Source organism: Streptomyces sp. NPDC006435 (assembly GCF_040612315.1).
GTDB lineage: Bacteria > Actinomycetota > Actinomycetes > Streptomycetales > Streptomycetaceae > Streptomyces.
Genome location: NZ_JBEXPY010000003.1, coordinates 364734 through 382474, shown reverse-complemented (window position 1 = coordinate 382474; position 17741 = coordinate 364734). Strand labels below are relative to the sequence as shown.

The window sequence follows — 17741 nt, the reverse complement described above, 5'->3', positions numbered from 1 at the left end:
CCGGTTATCCTTGAACGTCCCTCTTGTCCGGCCCCGAGCACTGGAGTACGCGTCGTGCGCATCGACCTGCACACCCACTCCACCGCCTCGGACGGCACGGACACCCCCGCCGAGCTGGTGCGCAATGCCGCCGCCGCGGGACTGGACGTCGTCGCGCTCACCGACCACGACACCGTGCGCGGTCACGCCGAGGCGGTCGCCGCCCTTCCCGACGGACTCACGCTCGTCACCGGCGCCGAGCTCTCCTGCCGGCTGGACGGGGTGGGCCTGCACATGCTGGCGTACCTCTTCGACCCCGACGAGCCCGAGCTGGCCCGCGAGCGCGAACTGGTCAGGGACGACCGGGTGCCGCGCGCCCGCACCATGGTGGGCAGGCTCCAGGAGCTCGGCGTACCGGTCGAGTGGGAGCGGGTCGCGAGCATCGCCGGGGACGGCTCGGTCGGCAGGCCGCACATCGCCACCGCGCTCGTCGAGCTCGGCGTCGTCGAGACCGTCTCCGACGCCTTCACGCCGCAGTGGCTCGCCGACGGCGGACGCGCCTACGCCGAGAAGCACGAACTCGACCCCTTCGACGCGATCCGGCTGGTCAAGGCCGCCGGGGGCGTCACCGTCTTCGCCCACCCGGCCGCCGTCAAGCGCGGCCGGGTGCTGCCCGAGTCGTCGATCGCCCGGCTCGCCGCCGCCGGCCTCGACGGCATCGAGGTCGACCACATGGACCACGACGGGCCGACCCGGGCCCGGCTGCGCGACCTCGCCCGCGAGCTGGGGCTGCTGACGACCGGGTCCAGCGACTACCACGGCAGCCGCAAGACCGTCGGGATCGGCGAGTACACCACCGACCCCGAGATCTACGGCGAGATCACCCGGCGCGCCACGGGAGCCTTCCCGGTGCCGGGCGCCGGCGGACTCCGCACCGCGTAACGGCGCACACCGGGGGGTACGGCTCCGCCCGCCCCCGCGTACCGTCGCCCGGACCACTTACACGTTTCATCCGCGCGCCTCCGGCTGCCCGCACGGCCCCGCCGGTGCGCCCATCCCTCTCGTTTCTCTCTTCCCGCAAGGCTCACTGTGTTCGACGTCGCCGTCTTTGGATCCCTTTTTCTCACGCTTTTTGTGATTATGGATCCCCCGGGCATCACCCCGATCTTCCTCGCCCTCACCGCGGGCCGCCCCGCCAGGATGCAGCGCCGGATGGCGTTCCAGGCGGTCGCCGTCGCCTTCGGCGTGATCGCGGTCTTCGGCGTGCTCGGCCAGCAGATCCTCGACTACCTGCACGTCTCCGTGCCCGCCCTGATGATCGCGGGCGGACTCCTCCTGCTGCTGATCGCGCTCGACCTGCTGACCGGCAAGACCGACGAGCCGACGCAGACCAAGGACGTCAACGTGGCGCTCGTACCGCTGGGCATGCCGCTGCTCGCCGGTCCCGGCGCGATCGTCTCGGTGATCCTGGCGGTGCAGCACGCCGACAGCGTGGGCAGCCAGATCTCGGTCTGGTCGGCGATCGTCGCGATGCACGTCGTGCTCTGGCTGGCCATGCGCTACTCGCTGCTGATCATCCGGGTCATCAAGGACGGCGGGGTCGTGCTGGTGACCCGGCTCGCCGGGATGATGCTGTCCGCCATCGCCGTGCAGCAGATCATCAACGGCGTCACCCAGGTCATCCAGAACTCCTGACGGCCCGCCGGAACCACGGCGCCCCCGTACGGATCCTCCGTACGGGGGCGCTTCGTCTTTGTGCGTCGTGGAGCGTTACGAAGCCGAGGATTCGGCCGGGCGGATGTAGATGCGCTGGCCCACGGCTGCGGCCTGCTGCACGATCCGGTTGACGGAGGCGGCGTCCACGACGGTGCTGTCCACGGCGGTACCGTCGACATCGTCGAGTCGCATGATCTCGAAGCGCATAAGGCTCCCCTTCGTCTGATCCTCCTGCTGGAGAACTACTGGGAGGACGGGTGACCCGTCCGCAAGGATGTGGGCGCCCGACATCGCTGTCCCGCGCTCACACGGGGTACAACGGCTTGCCCTCTACAAACATTCCCTACGCTAAGGAAATTTTTTGGATGTCTAAGCATCAGCAGGTCATCGCGCACGAACCGGCGACGAGGGCCCCGAGGTCCACGACGAGGCCCGAATGAACGAGGCAGAGATCGGCGAGCGCCTGGACCGCACCAACGCGCTGCTCCAGCGAGTGCTCGCCGAGGTGTCGAAGACCCCCTCGACCCACGCCATCTTCGTGGACGCGGGCTATGTGTACGCCGCGGCCGGACTGCTCGTCACCGGCACCGAGGACCGCCGCTCCTTCGACCTCGACGCGGAAGGACTGATCGAGGCCTTCATCGACAAGGCCCGGACGATCTTCGCGGACAGCAGACTGCTGCGCGTGTACTGGTACGACGGGGCCCGGCGGCGCATCCACACCGCCGAGCAGCAGTCCATCGCCGAACTCCCCGACGTCAAGGTCAGGCTCGGCAACCTCAACGCCAACAACCAGCAGAAGGGTGTGGACTCGCTCATCCGCACCGACCTCGAATCGCTCGCCCGGCACCGGGCCATCAGCGACGCGGCCCTGGTCGGCGGCGACGAGGACCTGGTGTCGGCGGTGGAGGCCGCGCAGGGCTACGGGGCCCGGGTCCACCTGTGGGGCATCGAGGCGGGGGAGGGGCGCAATCAGGCCGAACCGCTGCTCTGGGAGGTCGACAGCCAGCGCACCTTCGACCTGGACTTCTGCCGCCCGTACGTCACCAGACGCCCCGTCACCACCTACGAGGACGACGCCCCCGTGCCCTCGCGCGAGGACGTCCGCTTCGTCGGCGCGCAGATCGCCGCGGCCTGGCTGGCCGCCCGGGGCCGCGAATCGCTCGCCGACCTGCTGCCGGGCCACCCGTACCTGCCGGGCTCCGTCGACCAGGACCTGCTGGTCGAGGCCGAACGGCTGCTCCAGCGCTCGCTGCGCGGCCACGCCCAGCTGCGGCGGGCGCTGCGGGACGGCTTCTGGCAGCACCTGCAGGCGCAGTACTGAGACCGCGGGCCGGTCCGCGGTGCGGGGCCCGGGCCGCCGGGGCCCGCCGCGGGGCCTCCGGCGGTGCGTGTGGCCCCGGGGTCCTACAGGCCGTCCCAGAACGCGACGAGCGCGGCGGCCGTCTCCTGCGGGCGGTCCGTGTTGGGCGAGTGCTCGGCGCCCGCGATCCGGGTGCGCCGGGCATCCAGCCGGGTGGCCATCTCGTCGATCAGCGGTACCGGCCAGACGTCGTCGCGTTCGCCGGAGAGCACGTGGAGCGGCAGCCCCGCGGCGGCCAGTTCGGCCACCCGGTCCGGCTCGGTGGCCAGCTGGCGGCCGGTGGCGATCAGCTGGGCGGGCCGGTGGCGCAGCCAGCGCCGGCGCAGGTCCTCGCCGTCCGTCGCCGCGTCCTCGGGCGGGTCGAAGGCGCGCATCGCGTCCCACACCTGGGCCATGGTCAGCGTCGCGAGCGCGTCGCCGAGCATCTTCACCTTGAGCTGCTGGGCCTCGACGACCTCGGCGGGCCCCGACGACATGAGGGTCAGCGAACGGAACGGCGAGGCGTCGAGCAGCACGGCGGCGCGGGCGATCTGCCCGCCCAGGGAGTGCCCCAGCAGGTGCACACCGCCCTCACCGGCTTCGAGAGCGGCGGCCTGCGCGAGCACGTCACGGGCCAACTCCGCCTGTTCATACGTCTCCTGACGGTCCGTCCCCTCGCTCTCGTACTGGCCCCGGCCGTCCACGGCGACGGTGCGGTACCCGGCGGCCGAGAGCGGTTCGAGAAGCGCGACGAAGTCCTCCTTGCTGCCCGTGTAGCCGGGAAGCAGGAGCGCGGTGCCCCGTACGGCGCCGGACGGCGGGGCGTCCAGCACGGCGAAGTCGCCGCGCGCGGTACGCAACCGGTGGGCGTGGGCGCAGGGGGGCGGGGTGAAGGTGTGCGGCCGGCTCATGGGACGAGGTTAGAGGGTGCGGTGACGGGCGGCGCGGCCGGAAGGCCGGAAGAGCACGGCCCGGTTCCCCGGACCCTTCCGGCACGCCCGGGTCCCGGAACGCCGGACGGGCCCGAGGGGAATCCCTCGGGCCCGTCCGGCGGAATCACGCCCCCGTATCGGGGGCGGTGCTCAGCCCTCGGCCTTCGTGGCGGCCGTGCGCGGCGCCCGGCGCCTGCGCGGCTTCGCCTCGGCCTCGGCCCCGTCGGCCGGGGTCTCCTGGACCACCGTCTCCGCGGCCGGCTTGGCGGCCGCACGGGTCCGGCGGCGCGGCTTGGTCTCCGACCGGGGCTCGGAGATCGGCGCGATCTGGAAGTCGACCTCGTCCTCGACCGGCTTGACGACCCGGGCGCGGCGGCGCGGCCGGGTGACCGTCTTCGCCTCGGCCACCGGCTCGGAGACGGGCGCGATCTGGAAGTCGACCTCGTCCTCGACCGGCTTCACGACCCGGGTGCGGCGACGGCGCGGCTTGGTCTCGGCCGGAGCCTCGACGGCCTTCGGCGCGGCCTCGGCCACCGCCTCGGCGGGGGCCTGCACCGTGTTCAGCGCGGCCTCGGCCGCGACCTCCGCGGCACCGGCACGGGTACGACGGCGGCGGCGCGGCGTGCGCGGCTCCGCCGGTGCGTCGGCGACCTCGGCAGCCTCGGCGGCCGGGGCCGGCACGGCGGCGGCGGACGCCTCGGCGGAGACGGCGGCACCGCCCCGGGTGCGACGGCGCTGGCGCGGCGTGCGCGGCGCGCGCTCCTCTCGCGTGGCGGGCGCGGCGGCGGCGGACTTGCGGCCGCGGCCGCCCGTCTCGCCGAGGTCCTCGATCTCCTCCGCCCGCAGCCCCGCACGGGTCCGCTCGGAACGCGGCAGGACACCCTTGGTGCCGGCCGGGATGTCGAGCTCCTCGAAGAGGTGCGGCGAGGTGGAGTACGTCTCGACCGGGTCGTTGAACTTCAGGTCGAGCGCCTTGTTGATCAGCTGCCAGCGCGGGATGTCGTCCCAGTCGACCAGCGTGATCGCGATGCCCTTGGCACCGGCCCGGCCGGTCCGGCCGATGCGGTGGAGGTACGTCTTCTCGTCCTCCGGCGACTGGTAGTTGATGACGTGGGTCACACCCTCGACGTCGATGCCGCGCGCCGCGACGTCGGTGCAGACGAGCACGTCCACCTTGCCGTTGCGGAACGCGCGCAGCGCCTGCTCGCGGGCGCCCTGGCCGAGGTCGCCGTGGACCGCGCCGGAGGCGAAGCCGCGCCGGTCCAGCTGCTCGGCGATGTCGGCCGCGGTGCGCTTCGTGCGGCAGAAGATCATCGCGAGTCCGCGGCCGTTGGCCTGCAGGATGCGGGAGACCATCTCCGGCTTGTCCATCGAGTGCGCCCGGTAGACGTGCTGCGAGATGTTCGCGACGGTCGCGCCCTCGTCGTCGGGCGAGGTGGCGCGGATGTGCGTCGGCTGCGACATGTAGCGGCGCGCGAGGCCGATGACGGCGCCCGGCATGGTCGCCGAGAACAGCATCGTCTGACGCTTCTGCGGAAGCATGGTGATGATCTTCTCGACGTCGGGCAGGAAGCCCAGGTCGAGCATCTCGTCGGCCTCGTCGAGCACCAGCGCGCGGACGTGCGAGAGGTCGAGCTTGCGCTGCCCGGCCAGGTCGAGCAGTCGGCCCGGGGTGCCGACGATCACGTCGACGCCCTTCTTCAGGGCCTCGACCTGCGGCTCGTAGGCACGGCCGCCGTAGATCGCCAGCACGCGGACGTTGCGCACCTTGCCGGCGGTCAGCAGGTCGTTGGTCACCTGCTGACAGAGCTCACGGGTGGGGACGACGACCAGCGCCTGCGGGGCGTCGGTCAGCTGCTCGGGCGCCGCCCGGCCGGCCTCGACGTCCGCGGGGACGGTGACGCGCTCCAGCAGCGGCAGCCCGAAACCGAGCGTCTTGCCGGTGCCGGTCTTGGCCTGGCCGATGACGTCGGAGCCGGAGAGCGCGACGGGGAGCGTCATCTCCTGGATGGGGAAGGGGGACACGATGCCGACGGACTCAAGGGCCTCGGCGGTCTCGGAAAGAATCCCGAGTTCTCGGAACGTAGTCAGGGTGCTGCCTCTTCTGTGAGACGCGGTCCGAGGCGAACGCTGGGGGTCGTACCGTGCCGGGGTTGGTCATCCGGCCGTGGATGGGCCGGGTGGCGCGGGACCACTGCCGTCGCTCGAGCGCTCGTGCCGCTGAGGGGGCCCCTCATCTGCGGTCGTACGGTGTCGCACGACCCGCGCGGAGGGCTGTCGGGTCGGAGCCGATCGGGCCACCGACCGGGCATCCTCATTCTTTTCACCATTTTTTGCGCCGTAAGCACATCCAAAATACTCAGTAGGCGCAATACCACTGTACCTCGGATTCGCGCATGTGTGTTGGGCGAATTCATCGGAACGGTGTGATGTCGCGTACCGGCCGGGCCCTTACGCACCTCCGCGGGCGGGCTATTCTGCGGTCCATGGAGACGCCTGACAACGCCACTGAAACCCCTGAACCCACCGGGATCGCCGCCCAGGACTGGGCCACCGCGTCCGCGGAGCCGCAGTACCGTGCCGCGGTCGTGGACCTGCTGGGAGCACTCGCGTACGGGGAGCTGGCGGCCTTCGAGCGGCTCGCCGAGGACGCCAAACTCGCGCCGACCCTGGCCGACAAGGCGGAGCTGGCGAAGATGGCCTCCGCCGAATTCCACCACTTCGAGCGGCTGACGGACCGGCTGACCGCGATCGAGGTGGAGCCGACCGGCGCGATGGAGCCGTTCGCCAAGGCGCTCGACGACTTCCACCGCCAGACCGCGCCCTCGGACTGGCTGGAGGGACTGGTCAAGGCGTACGTGGGCGACTCCATCGCCAGCGACTTCTACCGCGAGGTCGCCGTCCGGCTCGACTCGGACACCCGCTCCCTCGTCCTCGCCGTGCTCGACGACACCGGACACGGCAACTTCGCCGTCGAGAAGGTGCGCGCCGCGATCGAGGCCGACCCGCGCGTCGGGGGCCGGCTCGCGCTGTGGGCGCGCCGGCTGATGGGCGAGGCGCTCTCCCAGGCCCAGCGGGTGGTGGCCGACCGCGACGCGCTGTCGACGATGCTCGTCGGCGGTGTGGCGGACGGCTTCGACCTGGCGGAGGTGGGCCGGATGTTCTCCCGGATCACCGAGGCGCACACCAAGCGGATGGCCGCCCTGGGGCTCGCCGCGTAGCAGGGCGGTCACCGGGGCCGCGCCCGCGGCCCCGGCTCCCGTCCGGCACCGCAGGCCGGGAGCCGGACGGTACGGATCAGGCCGCCGCTGACCGGCTCAGACCGTGATTGCGGGGGCGGACCAGCAGCGAGAGCGTCACCGCGCCGACCAGCACCGCGCCGATCAGCGTGGCCACGCCGTGACCCGGGCCCAGCACCGAGTGCGTGAGGAACATGCCGAACAGGGCTCCCAGGGCGCCGGTGGTGAACACGGCGCGACGGGACGGGAGCCGGTGGGGCAGGGAGCGGAGTGCCACCCAGGCGAGGGCGAGTCCGAGCACGACGGCACCGAGCGGTTCCAGGATCACAGATGATCACCTCGCGAGTGGCGGGGCGGGCAAATTCGGTCGTTAGCGGTCCTACCCGAAGGGCGCGGAACGCAACCCTCCCCGAGCCGGTTTCGCACAGGAATCGCCTGCTGGACGCATGTGCGGACAGATCAGGCCGACTGCGGGACCGGCCCGGTCGCGACGGCGCACGGGACCTGATCCGGCCACGACGACGAGCGGGACCTGGTCCGGCCACGACGGCGCACGGGACCCGGTCCGGCCACGACGACGAGCAGCGGCCCGGCGGGAATCCCGCCGGGCCGCTGTCTCGGTCACCGCTTCGACGTGCCTACAGCGCGCCGAACCCCACCCGGCGCGTGGCGGGCTCGCCGATCTCCACGTAAGCGATCCGGTCGGCCGGCACCAGGACCTTGCGGCCCTTGTCGTCCGTGAGGCTGAGCAGCTGCGTCTTGCCGGCGAGAGCCTCGGCGACCGTGCTCTCGACCTCTTCGGCGGTGAGCCCGCTCTCCAGAACGATCTCCCGGGGAGTGTGCTGCACCCCGATCTTGACCTCCACGGCTATGTCCCTCCGACGGTCAGTCCCTGCGCGGTGCACCGCGCCGTACGCAGCACACATTAGCCCGCTGAGGGGAGCCCCCAGTGGTCGGCGGGCAACGCCCGCAGCGAACACGGGCGGCGGTCGCCGCCCGTGTACCGGACCCGGGGCCCGCCGGGCGGCGGAATCTCAGTGCTGGTCGATGCCGTGCAGCGGGAAGCCCGCGATGCCCCGCCAGGCCAGCGAGGTGAGCAGCTGGACCGCGGTGTCGCGCGGAATGGTGGACTGACTGGAGAGCCAGTAGCGGGCGACCACCTGGGACACCCCGCCCAGGCCGACCGCGAGGAGCATGGACTCGTCCTTGGACAGTCCCGTGTCACCGGCGATGACGTCGGAGATCGCCTCCGCGCACTGCAGCGACACCCGGTCCACGCGCTCGCGCACCGCGGGCTCGTTGGTCAGGTCGGACTCGAAGACCAGCCGGAACGCGCCGCCCTCGTCCTCGACGTAGGCGAAGTACGCGTCCATCGTCGCGGCGACGCGCAGCTTGTTGTCGGTCGTCGACGCCAGTGCCGTGCGGACCGCCTGGAGGAGCGACTCGCAGTGCTGGTCGAGCAGGGCCAGATAGAGCTCCAGCTTGCCCGGGAAGTGCTGGTAGAGCACCGGCTTGCTGACTCCGGCCCGCTCGGCGATGTCGTCCATCGCGGCGGAGTGGTAGCCCTGGGCCACGAAAACTTCCTGCGCGGCGCCCAGCAGTTGATTGCGTCGGGCGCGGCGGGGCAGTCGAGTACCCCTCGGGCGCGCCGCCTCGGTCTGCTCGATGGCTGTCACGCCGCCTCCCAAATTTGTGATCGAACACAGCCTTTCCGTGCACGCTGCGCCGTGCAGCCATCGTACTTTTGGGTAACCCGGGTGTGCGCGGCGCGGACGCAGAATTTCACGGACCGGACGGCTGCGGTAGCCGCAGATTCGACGATCCATGAGACAAAGCCGGTCGTATCAGCGGTAATCGTCCTCATCCTGTGTGACGACACGGGCCTGTTCGACGGCATCCGCCTCGTCGGCGCTGGTCCGGTCGATGTCCGTGAGCGGTTCGTCGCGTCGCTGCTGGAGATCGGTGCGCTGCTCGGCGGCGTCCGCCCGGGGCGTCTCCTGGTCCGGTTCGTCCGGCTGGATGTCCTCGAAGGTCTCCGGGTCACTGGGGTCGACCGTCATGGGGACTCCCTTCCTCGCTTCGAGCGTAGAAGCTGGGCCCCCGGGGCGCTATGCGGTCTGTGACGGCGAACACATGAACCGCGGTGTGATCGTCTCGTAACATTGCCGCATGTCTTCGACCGAGCTGCCGGGAGTCCGTGCCGTCGTCGCCGCGGCGCCGCCCGCGGCGAGCGCCGTGAAGGTCGCGGAGGGGGAGGAGTTGCGCTCCGTCGCGCTGCCGGGGCTGACGCTTGCCGTGCGGTCCCGGTCGCCGGAGCGTGACGGTCTGCCGCCCGCGCTCTTCGTGCACGGGCTCGGCGGTTCCTCGCAGAACTGGTCGGCCCTGATGCCGCTGCTCCAGGACGTGGTCGACGGGGAGGCCGTCGACCTGCCCGGCTTCGGCTGCTCGCCGCCCCCGGACGACGGGAACTACTCGGTCACCGGGCACGCCCGCGCCGTGATCCGCTTCCTCGACGCCGAGGAGCGGGGGCCGGTGCACCTGTTCGGCAATTCGCTCGGCGGTGCCGTGGCCACCCGGGTCGCCGCGGTCCGGCCCGACCTGGTGCGCACCCTCACCCTCGTCTCGCCCGCGCTGCCCGAGATCCGGGTGCAGCGGACCGCCGTGCCGACGGGCCTGCTCGCACTGCCGGGCGTGGCCGCCCTGTTCGCCCGGATGACCAGGGAGTGGACCGCGGAGGAACGCACCCGCGGCGTCATGGCGCTCTGCTACGGCGACCCGGCACGGGTCTCCGAGGCCGGCTTCCGCGAGGCGGTGGCCGAAATGGAGCGCCGGATGGAGCTGCCTTACTTCTGGGACGCGATGGCGCGCTCGGCACGTGGCATTGTCGATGCGTACACGCTCGGCGGCCAGCAGGGACTGTGGCGCCAGGCCGAGCGGGTGCTCGCACCGACCCAGCTCGTCTACGGCGGACGGGACCAGCTCGTCTCCTACCGGATGGCGCACAAGGCGGCCGCGGCCTTCCGCGACGCCCGGCTGCTGACCCTGCCCGACGCGGGGCACGTGGCGATGATGGAGTACCCGGAGGCGGTCGCCCAGGCCTTCCGGGAGTTGCTCGACGAATGCGGCGGGAGCTGATCCGGGGCGTGGGACGACACAGCCGAAAGGGCCCCAAACCCTCGGGGTCCGGCACCGGGGCCGCCGCCGTGAACACGGGCGGCGAACGCGAGGGCGTCGGGTCGGGTCCCGGTACCGGACGGCGCCGGAGGGCGGCGGACGCCCCGGCCGGTGCGGACGGGCACGCCCCGTTCCAGCAGACCGGCCACGTACGCGGCGGCCACCCCGAACAACGGGAGCCCGGCGGCGGCTGGGGGACCGGGCCGCAGCCGCTCCACCGCGCGCCGGGCCACCACCCCGCGCCGCCGCCGCGGACGGCGCCCCCGCAGCAGCCCCCGGCCGGTGCCCGGCCGTTGATACCGGGCCCGCGGCGCGAGTTCGTCGAAGCCTTCGACACCCCGCCCGCCCCGCCCGCGCCGCGCGGACCGGCCGTTCCGTCGGCCCGCCCGGCCGATCCGTACGCCTCGGTCGGCGCGTGGGACGAACGGCCGACCGGTGACGACGCCGACGCCAATACCCACGCCGACGCCGACGCCCCGGAGGCCGCCCGGGACGACAAGGACGGCAAGGGCATCAGGGGCCGTACCTTCACCGGCATCGCGGCCGCCGCGGTGACCACGGTGCTGGCCGTGGTCGTGGCCGGCCAGGTCGCCCAGGACCACGACGGCGGGAACGCGGCCGCGCAGGCCCCGGGCGTCGAACGGGACGGCACCGACGGCGCCTCCCGCTCGGACGACCGGTCCACCCCGACGCCGGCACAGGTCAAGCCGCTCTCGTACGAGCAGAAGATGGCCCGCGCCTATCCGCTCGACCCCGCGCTCAAGGCGTCCGGAAAGTTCGAGACGGTGCCGGGCGCGGCGAAGGCGCCGGGGCGCGGGCACAAGTACCGCTACCGGATCGACGTCGAGAAGGGCCTCGGCCTGGACACCGGGCTCTTCGCCAGGGCCGTCCAGGAGACCCTCAACGACGACCGCAGCTGGGCGCACGACGGGGAGATGACCTTCGAGCGGGTCTCCTCCGGGAAGGCCGATTTCGTGATCACCCTGGCCAGCCCCGGTACCACCGGCGTCTGGTGCGCCAAGTCCGGCCTGGACACCACGCAGGACAATGTCTCGTGCGACTCCGCCGCGACCGAGCGCGTCATGATCAACGCCTACCGCTGGGCCCAGGGCTCGTCGACCTTCGGCCCGGACAAACTCTTCGCCTACCGCCAGATGCTGATCAACCATGAGGTCGGCCACCGGCTGGGGCACAACCATGTGAGTTGCCGCACGCCCGGAGCGCTCGCCCCGGTGATGCAGCAGCAGACCAAGACCCTGGACCTCGACGGGATCAAGTGCCGTCCCAACGCCTGGGTCCATCCCGGAAGTTGATCCGGAAGGGGGCGGGTCCGCGGACACGGCGGGTCGTCCCCGGCGGGTGGGCGGGCCCCGGAGCGGCCCGCGCGGACCGCGCTTCCACGCCCACCCGCCGTCCGAATGCTGGGACGGGCGTCTTGAATCGCGTTGACATCGGTTCGAGTGGTGATCCATATTTCTCGGCATGTCACACAGCCCCGTCACCCCCGGCAGCCCGGCCATAGAGCTGGCGCTCATCGGCGTGACCGGGCACAGTGTCGCCGACATCCACTGTTGCTGACGCCTGCCCGAGCGCGCGTCCGCCCGCCGTCCGAGCCCCGACGGGCCGGGACGGTCACACATGACCGCCGCGCAGGGCGCACCTTGCCCGCAGGCGCGGCGGTTCCCGGTTCCCCGGTCGATTCCTTCGCATGACGACCATGCCCGGCCGTTCTCGTCCCTGCCTGCGGAATTCTTCAGTCCGTTTCTCCAGGCAGTAATCCGAGAGGTCACCTTCCGATGCGTCAACCGTCCGTCATATCGCGCCGCGTGGCAGCGGCCACCGCAGTCATCGTCGTGGCAGCGGGTGCCGCGGCCTGCGGGCCAGAGGACAGCAAAGGCGGCGACGGGAACTCCGGCGCGGCGGGCAAGCCCCAGAAGGGCGGCACCCTCACCGTCCTGAACAGCAAGCCGCAGAGCGACTTCGACCCCGCACGGCTCTACACCTCCGGCGGCGGCAACATCCCCTCCCTCGTCTTCCGCACGCTCACCACCCGCAACCGCGAGGACGGGGCCGCCGGAGCGAAGGTCGTCCCCGACCTCGCGACCGACCTGGGCACCCCCAGCAAGAACGCCACCGTGTGGACGTACACCCTCAAGGACGGCCTGAAGTACGAGGACGGCACCGCGATCACCAGTGCCGACATCAAGTACGGCATCGAGCGCTCCTTCGCCGCCGAACTCTCCGGCGGCGCGCCCTACCTGCGCGACTGGCTGATCGGCGGCGCCGACTACCAGGGCCCGTACAAGGACAAGAAGGGCCTCGACTCGATCGAGACGCCCGACGCGAAGACCATCGTCTTCCACCTCAACAAGCCGGAGGGCGAGTTCCCCTTCCTGGCCACGCAGACCCAGACGACCCCGGTGCCCAAGGCCGAGGACAAGGGCACCAAGTACGAGGAGCACCCGATCTCCTCGGGCCCGTACAAGGTCGTGAAGAACGAGGGCGACGGCGAGCGCCTGACCCTGGAGCGCAACCCGCACTGGTCGGAGGCGACCGACCAGGAGCGCAAGGCGTACCCCGACCGGATCGAGGTGCGCTCCGGCCTCGACTCCGCCGTCATCAACCAGCGCCTGTCCGCGTCCCAGGGCGCCGACGCCGCCGCCGTCACCACCGACACCAACCTGGGCCCGGCCGAACTCGCCAAGGTCACCGGCGACAAGAAGCTCGCCGCCCGGGTCGGCACCGGCCACTTCGGCTACACCAACTACATCGCCTTCAACCCGAAGGTGAAGCCGTTCGACGACCCGAAGGTGCGTCAGGCGATCTCGTACGCCATCGACCGCTCCTCCGTGGTCAACGCGGCCGGCGGCTCCTCGCTCGCCGAGCCCGCCACCACCTTCCTGCCGAACCAGGCGGCCTTCGGGTACACGCCGTACGACCACTTCCCGGCGGGCAAGTCGGGCGACCCGGCCAAGGCCAGGGAACTGCTGAAGGAGGCCGGCCACCCCGACGGGCTGACCGTCACCCTCACGCACTCCAACGACAAGGACTTCGCGACGAGCCCGGAGATCGCCACCGCGATCCAGGAGGCGCTGAAGAAGGCCGGCATCACCGTCGAGCTCCAGGGCCTGGAGAGCAACGACTACTCCGACACGGTCTACAACGTGAAGAGCGAGCCCGGCTTCTTCCTCGGCGGCTGGGGCGCCGACTGGCCGTCCGGCGGCCCGTTCTTCGCGCCGATCTTCGACGGGCGCCAGATCGTCGAGTCCGGCTACAACTTCAACTCCGGCCAGCTGAACGACCCCTCGGTCAACAAGGAGATCGACGAGATCAACAAGCTGACCGACCTGGACGCCGCCGCGAAGCGCTGGGGCGCGCTCGACAAGAAGGTCGGCGAGCAGGCCCTGACCGTGCCGCTGTTCCACCCGGTCTACAAGCGGCTGTACGGCGAGGCCGTCAAGAACGTCGTGATCAGCGACTGGACCGGCGTGCTCGACGTCTCGCAGGTCGCGGTCAAGTAACCATGGCCGACGCAATTCCGGCCGGGGAGGCGGGGGCCGTCGCGGCCCCCGCCTCCGGGGCCCATTCGTTTTGGCGGCGGCTGCGCGCCCGGCCCTCGGCCCTGGTGGCCGCCGCGGTCGTCGCCCTGCTGGTCCTGGCCGCGCTCGCCGCTCCGCTGCTCACGGGCATCGAGGGCCAGGACCCCACCACGTACCACCCCGACCTCGTCGACTCCGCCACCGGCGGGGTGCCGATCGGCTCCTTCGGCGGCATGAGCGCCGAGCACTGGCTCGGCGTCGAACCGCTCACCGGCCGCGACCTGTTCGCCCGCGTCGTGTACGGCGCCCGGGTCTCGCTCGGCGTCGCACTGGCCGCCACCCTGCTCCAGGTGGGCATCGGGGTCGCCGTCGGTCTCGCGGCCGGGCTCGGCAACCGCTTCGTCGACCAGGCGCTGAGCAGGGTCACCGATGTCGTGGTCGCGCTGCCCGTCATGGTGATCGCGCTCGGCGCGCTGGCCGTCGTACCGGCGGGCTTCCCCCGCCCGGTCCTGATCGCGGTCATCATCGGACTGGTCGGCTGGTCCGGCATCTCCAAGATCGTGCGCGCCCAGACGCTCGCGCTGAAATCGCTCGACCACGTGGCCGCCGCCCGGCTCAGCGGCTGGGGCTCCTGGCAGATCGCCCGGCGCGAACTGCTGCCCGCCCTGGCCGCCCCCGTCATCACCTACGCCGTGCTGCTCTTCCCGGGCAACATCGTCGTCGAGGCGGCCCTGTCCTTCCTCGGCGTCGGCATCAAGCCGCCCACCCCGTCCTGGGGGCAGATGCTCAGCGACGCCGACACCTGGTACCAGGCGGCTCCCACCTATCTGCTGATCCCTGCCCTGCTGCTCTTCGTCACCGTGCTGGCGCTGACCGTCCTCGGCGAGGGCGTGCGCACCGCGCTCGATCCGCGCGCCGAGTCCCGGCTGCGGATCGGCACCGGCCGGAAGCGGAGCGGCGCGGGCCGGAAGGGGACCGGCACGGGTACGGGCAACGGCACAGGCACAGGCGCCGGGACCGGCAACGGCACCGGACGCGAGAAGGAGGCCGCGGCATGAAGTGGTTCCTGCTCAGACGCCTGGGCGGCGCGCTCTTCGTACTGCTCGCCCTCAGCGTCGTCGTCTACGCGGCCTTCTACGTCGCGCCCGGCAACGTCGCGCAGATCGCCTGCGGTCCGCGCTGCTCGCCCGCACAGGTGGCGCAGGTCAGCGAACAACTGAACCTGGGCGACCCGCTGTACGTGCAGTACGCGCACTTCCTCCAGGGGCTCTTCACCGGCCGCGACTACTCGACCGGGACCGGCGTGCTGCACTGCCAGGCCCCCTGCCTGGGGCTCTCGTACCAGAGCGACCAGCAGGTCACCGAGCTGATCCTGGCCAAGCTCCCGGCCACCGCCTCGCTCGCCGTCGGCGCGTTCGTGCTGTGGATGCTGCTCGGCGTCGGGACCGGACTGCTCTCGGTGTGGCGGCGCGGCCGTCCGACCGAGCGCATCCTCACCTGGATCACCCTGGCCGGCATGGCCACTCCGGTCTTCGTCATCGGGCTGCTGCTGATCATCATCACGGTCACGGCGCTCCGGATCCTGCCGTTCCCCGACTACGTGCCGTTCACCGAGGACCCGGAGCAGTGGGCCTGGAACCTGCTGCTGCCCTGGATCTCGCTGGCCCTGGTGTCCGCCGCCCCGTACGCCCGGATGACCCGGGCCTCGATGCTGGAGACCCTGGCCGAGGACCATGTGCGCACCTTCCGGGCGTACGGGGTCGGCGAGCGGGCGATCGTCGGACGGCACGCCCTGCGCGGCGCGCTGGCACCGGTGATCGCGCTCGGCGCGCTGGACGTCGGCTCGATGTTCGGCGGGGCCGTCCTCACCGAGTCGCTGTTCGGGATTCCGGGCGTCGGCCGGGAGCTCGTCGACGCCGTGAAGCACGTGGACCTTCCGGTGGTCGTCGGCCTGGTGCTCGTCACCGGGTTCTTCGTGGTCCTCGCCAATACCGTCGCCGACATCCTGCAGGCGATGGCCGACCGACGGGTGGTGCTGGCATGAGCCTGGTCGAAGTCTCCGGTCTCTCGATCTCGTTCGGTGACGTGCGAGCGGTGGAGGACCTGTCGTTCTCGCTGGAGGCCGGCGGCGCGCTCGGCGTCGTCGGCGAGTCCGGCTCCGGCAAGAGCGCCTCGGCGTACGCCCTGCTCGGCCTGCACCGGGGGACCGGTGCCGAGGTCGGCGGCTCGGTCCGGGTCGCGGGCGTGGACGTGAACGCGGCGGACGACGCGGAACTGCGGGCGCTGCGGGGCGCGAAGGCTGCGATGGTCTTCCAGGACCCGCTGTCCTCGCTCGACCCGTACTACGCGGTGGGCGACCAGATCGCCGAGGTGTACCGGGTGCACAACCGGGCCTCCCGCCGGGCGGCGCGGGCGCGGGCCGTGGAGGTGCTGGACCGGGTCGGGATCCCCGACGCGGCGCGGCGCTCCCGGTCGAGGCCGCACGAGTTCTCCGGCGGGATGCGGCAGCGGGCGCTGATCGCGATGGCCCTGGCCTGCGAGCCCCAGCTGCTGATCGCCGACGAGCCGACGACCGCCCTGGACGTCACCGTCCAGGCCCAGATCCTGGACCTGCTGCACGGTCTGCGGCGGGAGACGGGCATGGGGCTGCTGCTGGTCACGCACGACGTGGGCGTGGCGGCGGAGTCGGTCGACGAGGTGCTGGTGATGCAGTCGGGGCGGGAGGTGGAACGGGGGCCGGTGGGCGAGGTGCTCGTGGCGCCGCGCGAACCGTACACGCGGGCGCTGCTGGCGGCGGTGCCGCGGGTGACGGAGCCGCGGGTCGCCCCGGGGAGCGCGGTGGCTCCGGACGGCTCCGGGGCCGCAGGGGTTCCGGGTACCGCGGTGGCTCCGGGTGCCGAAGGGTCTTCGGGTACCGGGGTGGCTCCGGGCACCACGGGTGGTTCGGGTGCCACGGGCGGCCCGGGGGAGCCGGCCGAGGCGGCCGACGTGCTCGTCGAAGCCGTCGACGTACGACAGGTGTTCGGCAGGGGGAAGTCCGCCTTCGCGGCCGTCGACGGCGTCTCCCTCACCGTCCGCCGCGGCGAGACCCTCGGCGTCGTCGGCGAGAGCGGCAGCGGCAAGACCACTCTCGGGCGGATGCTCGTCGGGCTGCGGGAGCCCACCTCGGGCCGGCTCACCCGCCGGGCCCGGGTGCAGATGGTCTTCCAGGACCCGGTCTCCTCCCTCAACCCGCGCCGTTCGATCGGCGAGTCGGTCGCCGACCCGCTGCGGGCCGCCGGGGAACGCGACGAGTCCGTGATCGGGGCCCGGGTGCGGGACCTGCTGACCCGGGTCGGCCTCGACCCGGAGAGCCACCACCGCTACCCGCACGAGTTCAGCGGCGGGCAGCGCCAACGCGTCGGCATCGCACGGGCATTGGCCGCCGAGCCGGAGCTGATCGTCTGCGACGAGGCGGTCTCCGCGCTCGACGTGACGACCCAGGCCCAGGTGACCGCCCTGCTGGCGCGGCTGCAGCGGGAGCTGGGGCTCGCCCTGGTCTTCATCGCCCACGACCTGGCCGTGGTGCGGCAGGTCAGCGACCGGGTCGCGGTCATGCGGCGGGGCCGGATCGTCGAGGAGGGCGAGGTGGACGAGGTGTACGGGAACCCCCGGGACCCGTACACCAGGCAGCTCCTGGCGGCCGTCCCCGCGCTCGACCCGGCGCTCGCGGCGGTGCGCCGCGCGGCCCGCAAGGAGCTGGCCGCCGCCTGACCCCGAGTGACGAACCGTTCCCACGGCGCAGCAAAACGCCGTCGGGGCGGGAAAGTTACGCCGGTTC

General features: G+C 72.2%; 18 protein-coding genes. 11 read left to right on the top strand and 7 right to left on the bottom strand.

Annotation, left to right across the window (positions count from 1 at the left end):
• The first annotated feature begins 54 nt into the window (after positions 1-54).
• Both ABZZ04_RS05960 and ABZZ04_RS05955 read left to right on the top strand, forming a co-directional pair.
• A complete protein-coding gene (locus ABZZ04_RS05960) occupies positions 55-921 on the top strand; it encodes a PHP domain-containing protein (RefSeq protein ID WP_356930947.1) in 867 nt (288 codons plus the stop codon).
• Between the two features lie 147 nt (positions 922-1068).
• On the top strand, positions 1069-1674 hold the full coding sequence (locus tag ABZZ04_RS05955) for a MarC family protein (RefSeq protein ID WP_356930946.1): 606 nt from the start codon (positions 1069-1071) through the stop codon (positions 1672-1674).
• Between the two features lie 75 nt (positions 1675-1749).
• On the opposite strand, the gene ABZZ04_RS05950 is transcribed toward ABZZ04_RS05955, so the two are convergent.
• Complete coding sequence (locus ABZZ04_RS05950; protein ID WP_187438837.1) at positions 1750-1902, bottom strand: hypothetical protein; 153 nt, start codon at positions 1900-1902, stop codon at positions 1750-1752.
• 229 nt (positions 1903-2131) lie between these two features.
• Between ABZZ04_RS05950 and ABZZ04_RS05945 the strand changes: the two genes are divergently transcribed.
• Positions 2132-3019: an NYN domain-containing protein gene (locus ABZZ04_RS05945; RefSeq protein WP_356930945.1), complete on the top strand. Its 888-nt coding sequence runs from the start codon at positions 2132-2134 to the stop codon at positions 3017-3019.
• Between the two features lie 83 nt (positions 3020-3102).
• Here the strand turns inward: ABZZ04_RS05945 and ABZZ04_RS05940 are convergent, their stop codons facing one another.
• Both ABZZ04_RS05940 and ABZZ04_RS05935 read right to left on the bottom strand, forming a co-directional pair.
• A complete protein-coding gene (locus ABZZ04_RS05940) occupies positions 3103-3948 on the bottom strand; it encodes an alpha/beta fold hydrolase (RefSeq protein WP_356930944.1) in 846 nt (281 codons plus the stop codon).
• Between the two features lie 171 nt (positions 3949-4119).
• Positions 4120-5970 carry a DEAD/DEAH box helicase gene (locus ABZZ04_RS05935; protein WP_356930973.1) on the bottom strand — a complete coding sequence of 617 codons (1851 nt, stop codon included), beginning with the start codon at positions 5968-5970 and terminating at the stop codon, positions 4120-4122.
• A 485-nt stretch (positions 5971-6455) separates the two neighbouring features.
• Between ABZZ04_RS05935 and ABZZ04_RS05930 the strand changes: the two genes are divergently transcribed.
• Positions 6456-7190, top strand: a complete 735-nt coding sequence (locus ABZZ04_RS05930; protein ID WP_356484307.1) for a ferritin-like fold-containing protein — start codon at positions 6456-6458, stop codon at positions 7188-7190.
• A gap of 76 nt (positions 7191-7266) precedes the next feature.
• On the opposite strand, the gene ABZZ04_RS05925 is transcribed toward ABZZ04_RS05930, so the two are convergent.
• From ABZZ04_RS05925 to ABZZ04_RS05910, 4 genes are all read right to left on the bottom strand, one after another.
• Positions 7267-7536, bottom strand: a complete 270-nt coding sequence (locus ABZZ04_RS05925) for a hypothetical protein (protein ID WP_356930943.1) — start codon at positions 7534-7536, stop codon at positions 7267-7269.
• Positions 7537-7846: 310 nt separating this feature from the next.
• A complete protein-coding gene (locus ABZZ04_RS05920; protein ID WP_356930942.1) occupies positions 7847-8074 on the bottom strand; it encodes a DUF3107 domain-containing protein in 228 nt (75 codons plus the stop codon).
• 168 nt (positions 8075-8242) lie between these two features.
• Positions 8243-8884: a TetR/AcrR family transcriptional regulator gene (locus ABZZ04_RS05915; RefSeq protein WP_356930941.1), complete on the bottom strand. Its 642-nt coding sequence runs from the start codon at positions 8882-8884 to the stop codon at positions 8243-8245.
• A gap of 168 nt (positions 8885-9052) precedes the next feature.
• Positions 9053-9268, bottom strand: coding sequence for a hypothetical protein (locus ABZZ04_RS05910; protein ID WP_356930940.1), 216 nt, complete (start codon positions 9266-9268; stop codon positions 9053-9055).
• A 109-nt stretch (positions 9269-9377) separates the two neighbouring features.
• Between ABZZ04_RS05910 and ABZZ04_RS05905 the strand changes: the two genes are divergently transcribed.
• The 7 genes from ABZZ04_RS05905 to ABZZ04_RS05875 all read left to right on the top strand — a co-directional run bounded on the left by ABZZ04_RS05905 (position 9378) and on the right by ABZZ04_RS05875 (position 17674).
• Positions 9378-10343 (top strand): alpha/beta hydrolase, encoded by a 966-nt coding sequence (locus ABZZ04_RS05905; protein WP_356930939.1) that lies wholly within the window; start codon positions 9378-9380, stop codon positions 10341-10343.
• Positions 10328-11695: a DUF3152 domain-containing protein gene (locus tag ABZZ04_RS05900; RefSeq protein ID WP_356930938.1), complete on the top strand. Its 1368-nt coding sequence runs from the start codon at positions 10328-10330 to the stop codon at positions 11693-11695. Before ABZZ04_RS05905 ends, ABZZ04_RS05900 begins: the two co-directional genes overlap by 16 nt.
• A gap of 169 nt (positions 11696-11864) precedes the next feature.
• Positions 11865-11960, top strand: a complete 96-nt coding sequence (locus ABZZ04_RS05895; RefSeq protein WP_356930937.1) for an Ms4533A family Cys-rich leader peptide — start codon at positions 11865-11867, stop codon at positions 11958-11960.
• 218 nt (positions 11961-12178) lie between these two features.
• Positions 12179-13903: an ABC transporter substrate-binding protein gene (locus ABZZ04_RS05890; protein WP_356930936.1), complete on the top strand. Its 1725-nt coding sequence runs from the start codon at positions 12179-12181 to the stop codon at positions 13901-13903.
• 2 nt (positions 13904-13905) lie between these two features.
• Positions 13906-14979, top strand: coding sequence for an ABC transporter permease (locus tag ABZZ04_RS05885; protein ID WP_356930935.1), 1074 nt, complete (start codon positions 13906-13908; stop codon positions 14977-14979).
• Positions 14976-15965, top strand: a complete 990-nt coding sequence (locus tag ABZZ04_RS05880) for an ABC transporter permease (protein ID WP_356930934.1) — start codon at positions 14976-14978, stop codon at positions 15963-15965. The genes ABZZ04_RS05885 and ABZZ04_RS05880 overlap by 4 nt, the downstream gene beginning before the upstream one ends.
• Positions 15962-17674, top strand: a complete 1713-nt coding sequence (locus ABZZ04_RS05875; RefSeq protein ID WP_356930933.1) for an ABC transporter ATP-binding protein — start codon at positions 15962-15964, stop codon at positions 17672-17674. The genes ABZZ04_RS05880 and ABZZ04_RS05875 overlap by 4 nt, the downstream gene beginning before the upstream one ends.
• The last annotated feature ends 67 nt before the right edge of the window (positions 17675-17741 follow it).

Bases quoted from the DNA above. Each gene is read 5' to 3' on its own strand.
- ABZZ04_RS05935 (WP_356930973.1), bottom strand. From the start codon at position 5,970: ATGACGCTCCCCGTCGCGCTCTCCGGCTCCGACGTCATCGGCCAGGCC.
- ABZZ04_RS05905 (WP_356930939.1), top strand. From the start codon at position 9,378: ATGTCTTCGACCGAGCTGCCGGGAGTCCGTGCCGTCGTCGCCGCGGCG.
- ABZZ04_RS05880 (WP_356930934.1), top strand. From the start codon at position 14,976: ATGAAGTGGTTCCTGCTCAGACGCCTGGGCGGCGCGCTCTTCGTACTG.
- ABZZ04_RS05885 (WP_356930935.1), top strand. From the start codon at position 13,906: ATGGCCGACGCAATTCCGGCCGGGGAGGCGGGGGCCGTCGCGGCCCCC.
- ABZZ04_RS05940 (WP_356930944.1), bottom strand. From the start codon at position 3,948: ATGAGCCGGCCGCACACCTTCACCCCGCCCCCCTGCGCCCACGCCCAC.
- ABZZ04_RS05930 (WP_356484307.1), top strand. From the start codon at position 6,456: ATGGAGACGCCTGACAACGCCACTGAAACCCCTGAACCCACCGGGATC.
- ABZZ04_RS05900 (WP_356930938.1), top strand. From the start codon at position 10,328: ATGCGGCGGGAGCTGATCCGGGGCGTGGGACGACACAGCCGAAAGGGC.
- ABZZ04_RS05950 (WP_187438837.1), bottom strand. From the start codon at position 1,902: ATGCGCTTCGAGATCATGCGACTCGACGATGTCGACGGTACCGCCGTG.
- ABZZ04_RS05910 (WP_356930940.1), bottom strand. From the start codon at position 9,268: ATGACGGTCGACCCCAGTGACCCGGAGACCTTCGAGGACATCCAGCCG.
- ABZZ04_RS05945 (WP_356930945.1), top strand. From the start codon at position 2,132: ATGAACGAGGCAGAGATCGGCGAGCGCCTGGACCGCACCAACGCGCTG.
- ABZZ04_RS05895 (WP_356930937.1), top strand. From the start codon at position 11,865: ATGTCACACAGCCCCGTCACCCCCGGCAGCCCGGCCATAGAGCTGGCG.
- ABZZ04_RS05875 (WP_356930933.1), top strand. From the start codon at position 15,962: ATGAGCCTGGTCGAAGTCTCCGGTCTCTCGATCTCGTTCGGTGACGTG.
- ABZZ04_RS05890 (WP_356930936.1), top strand. From the start codon at position 12,179: ATGCGTCAACCGTCCGTCATATCGCGCCGCGTGGCAGCGGCCACCGCA.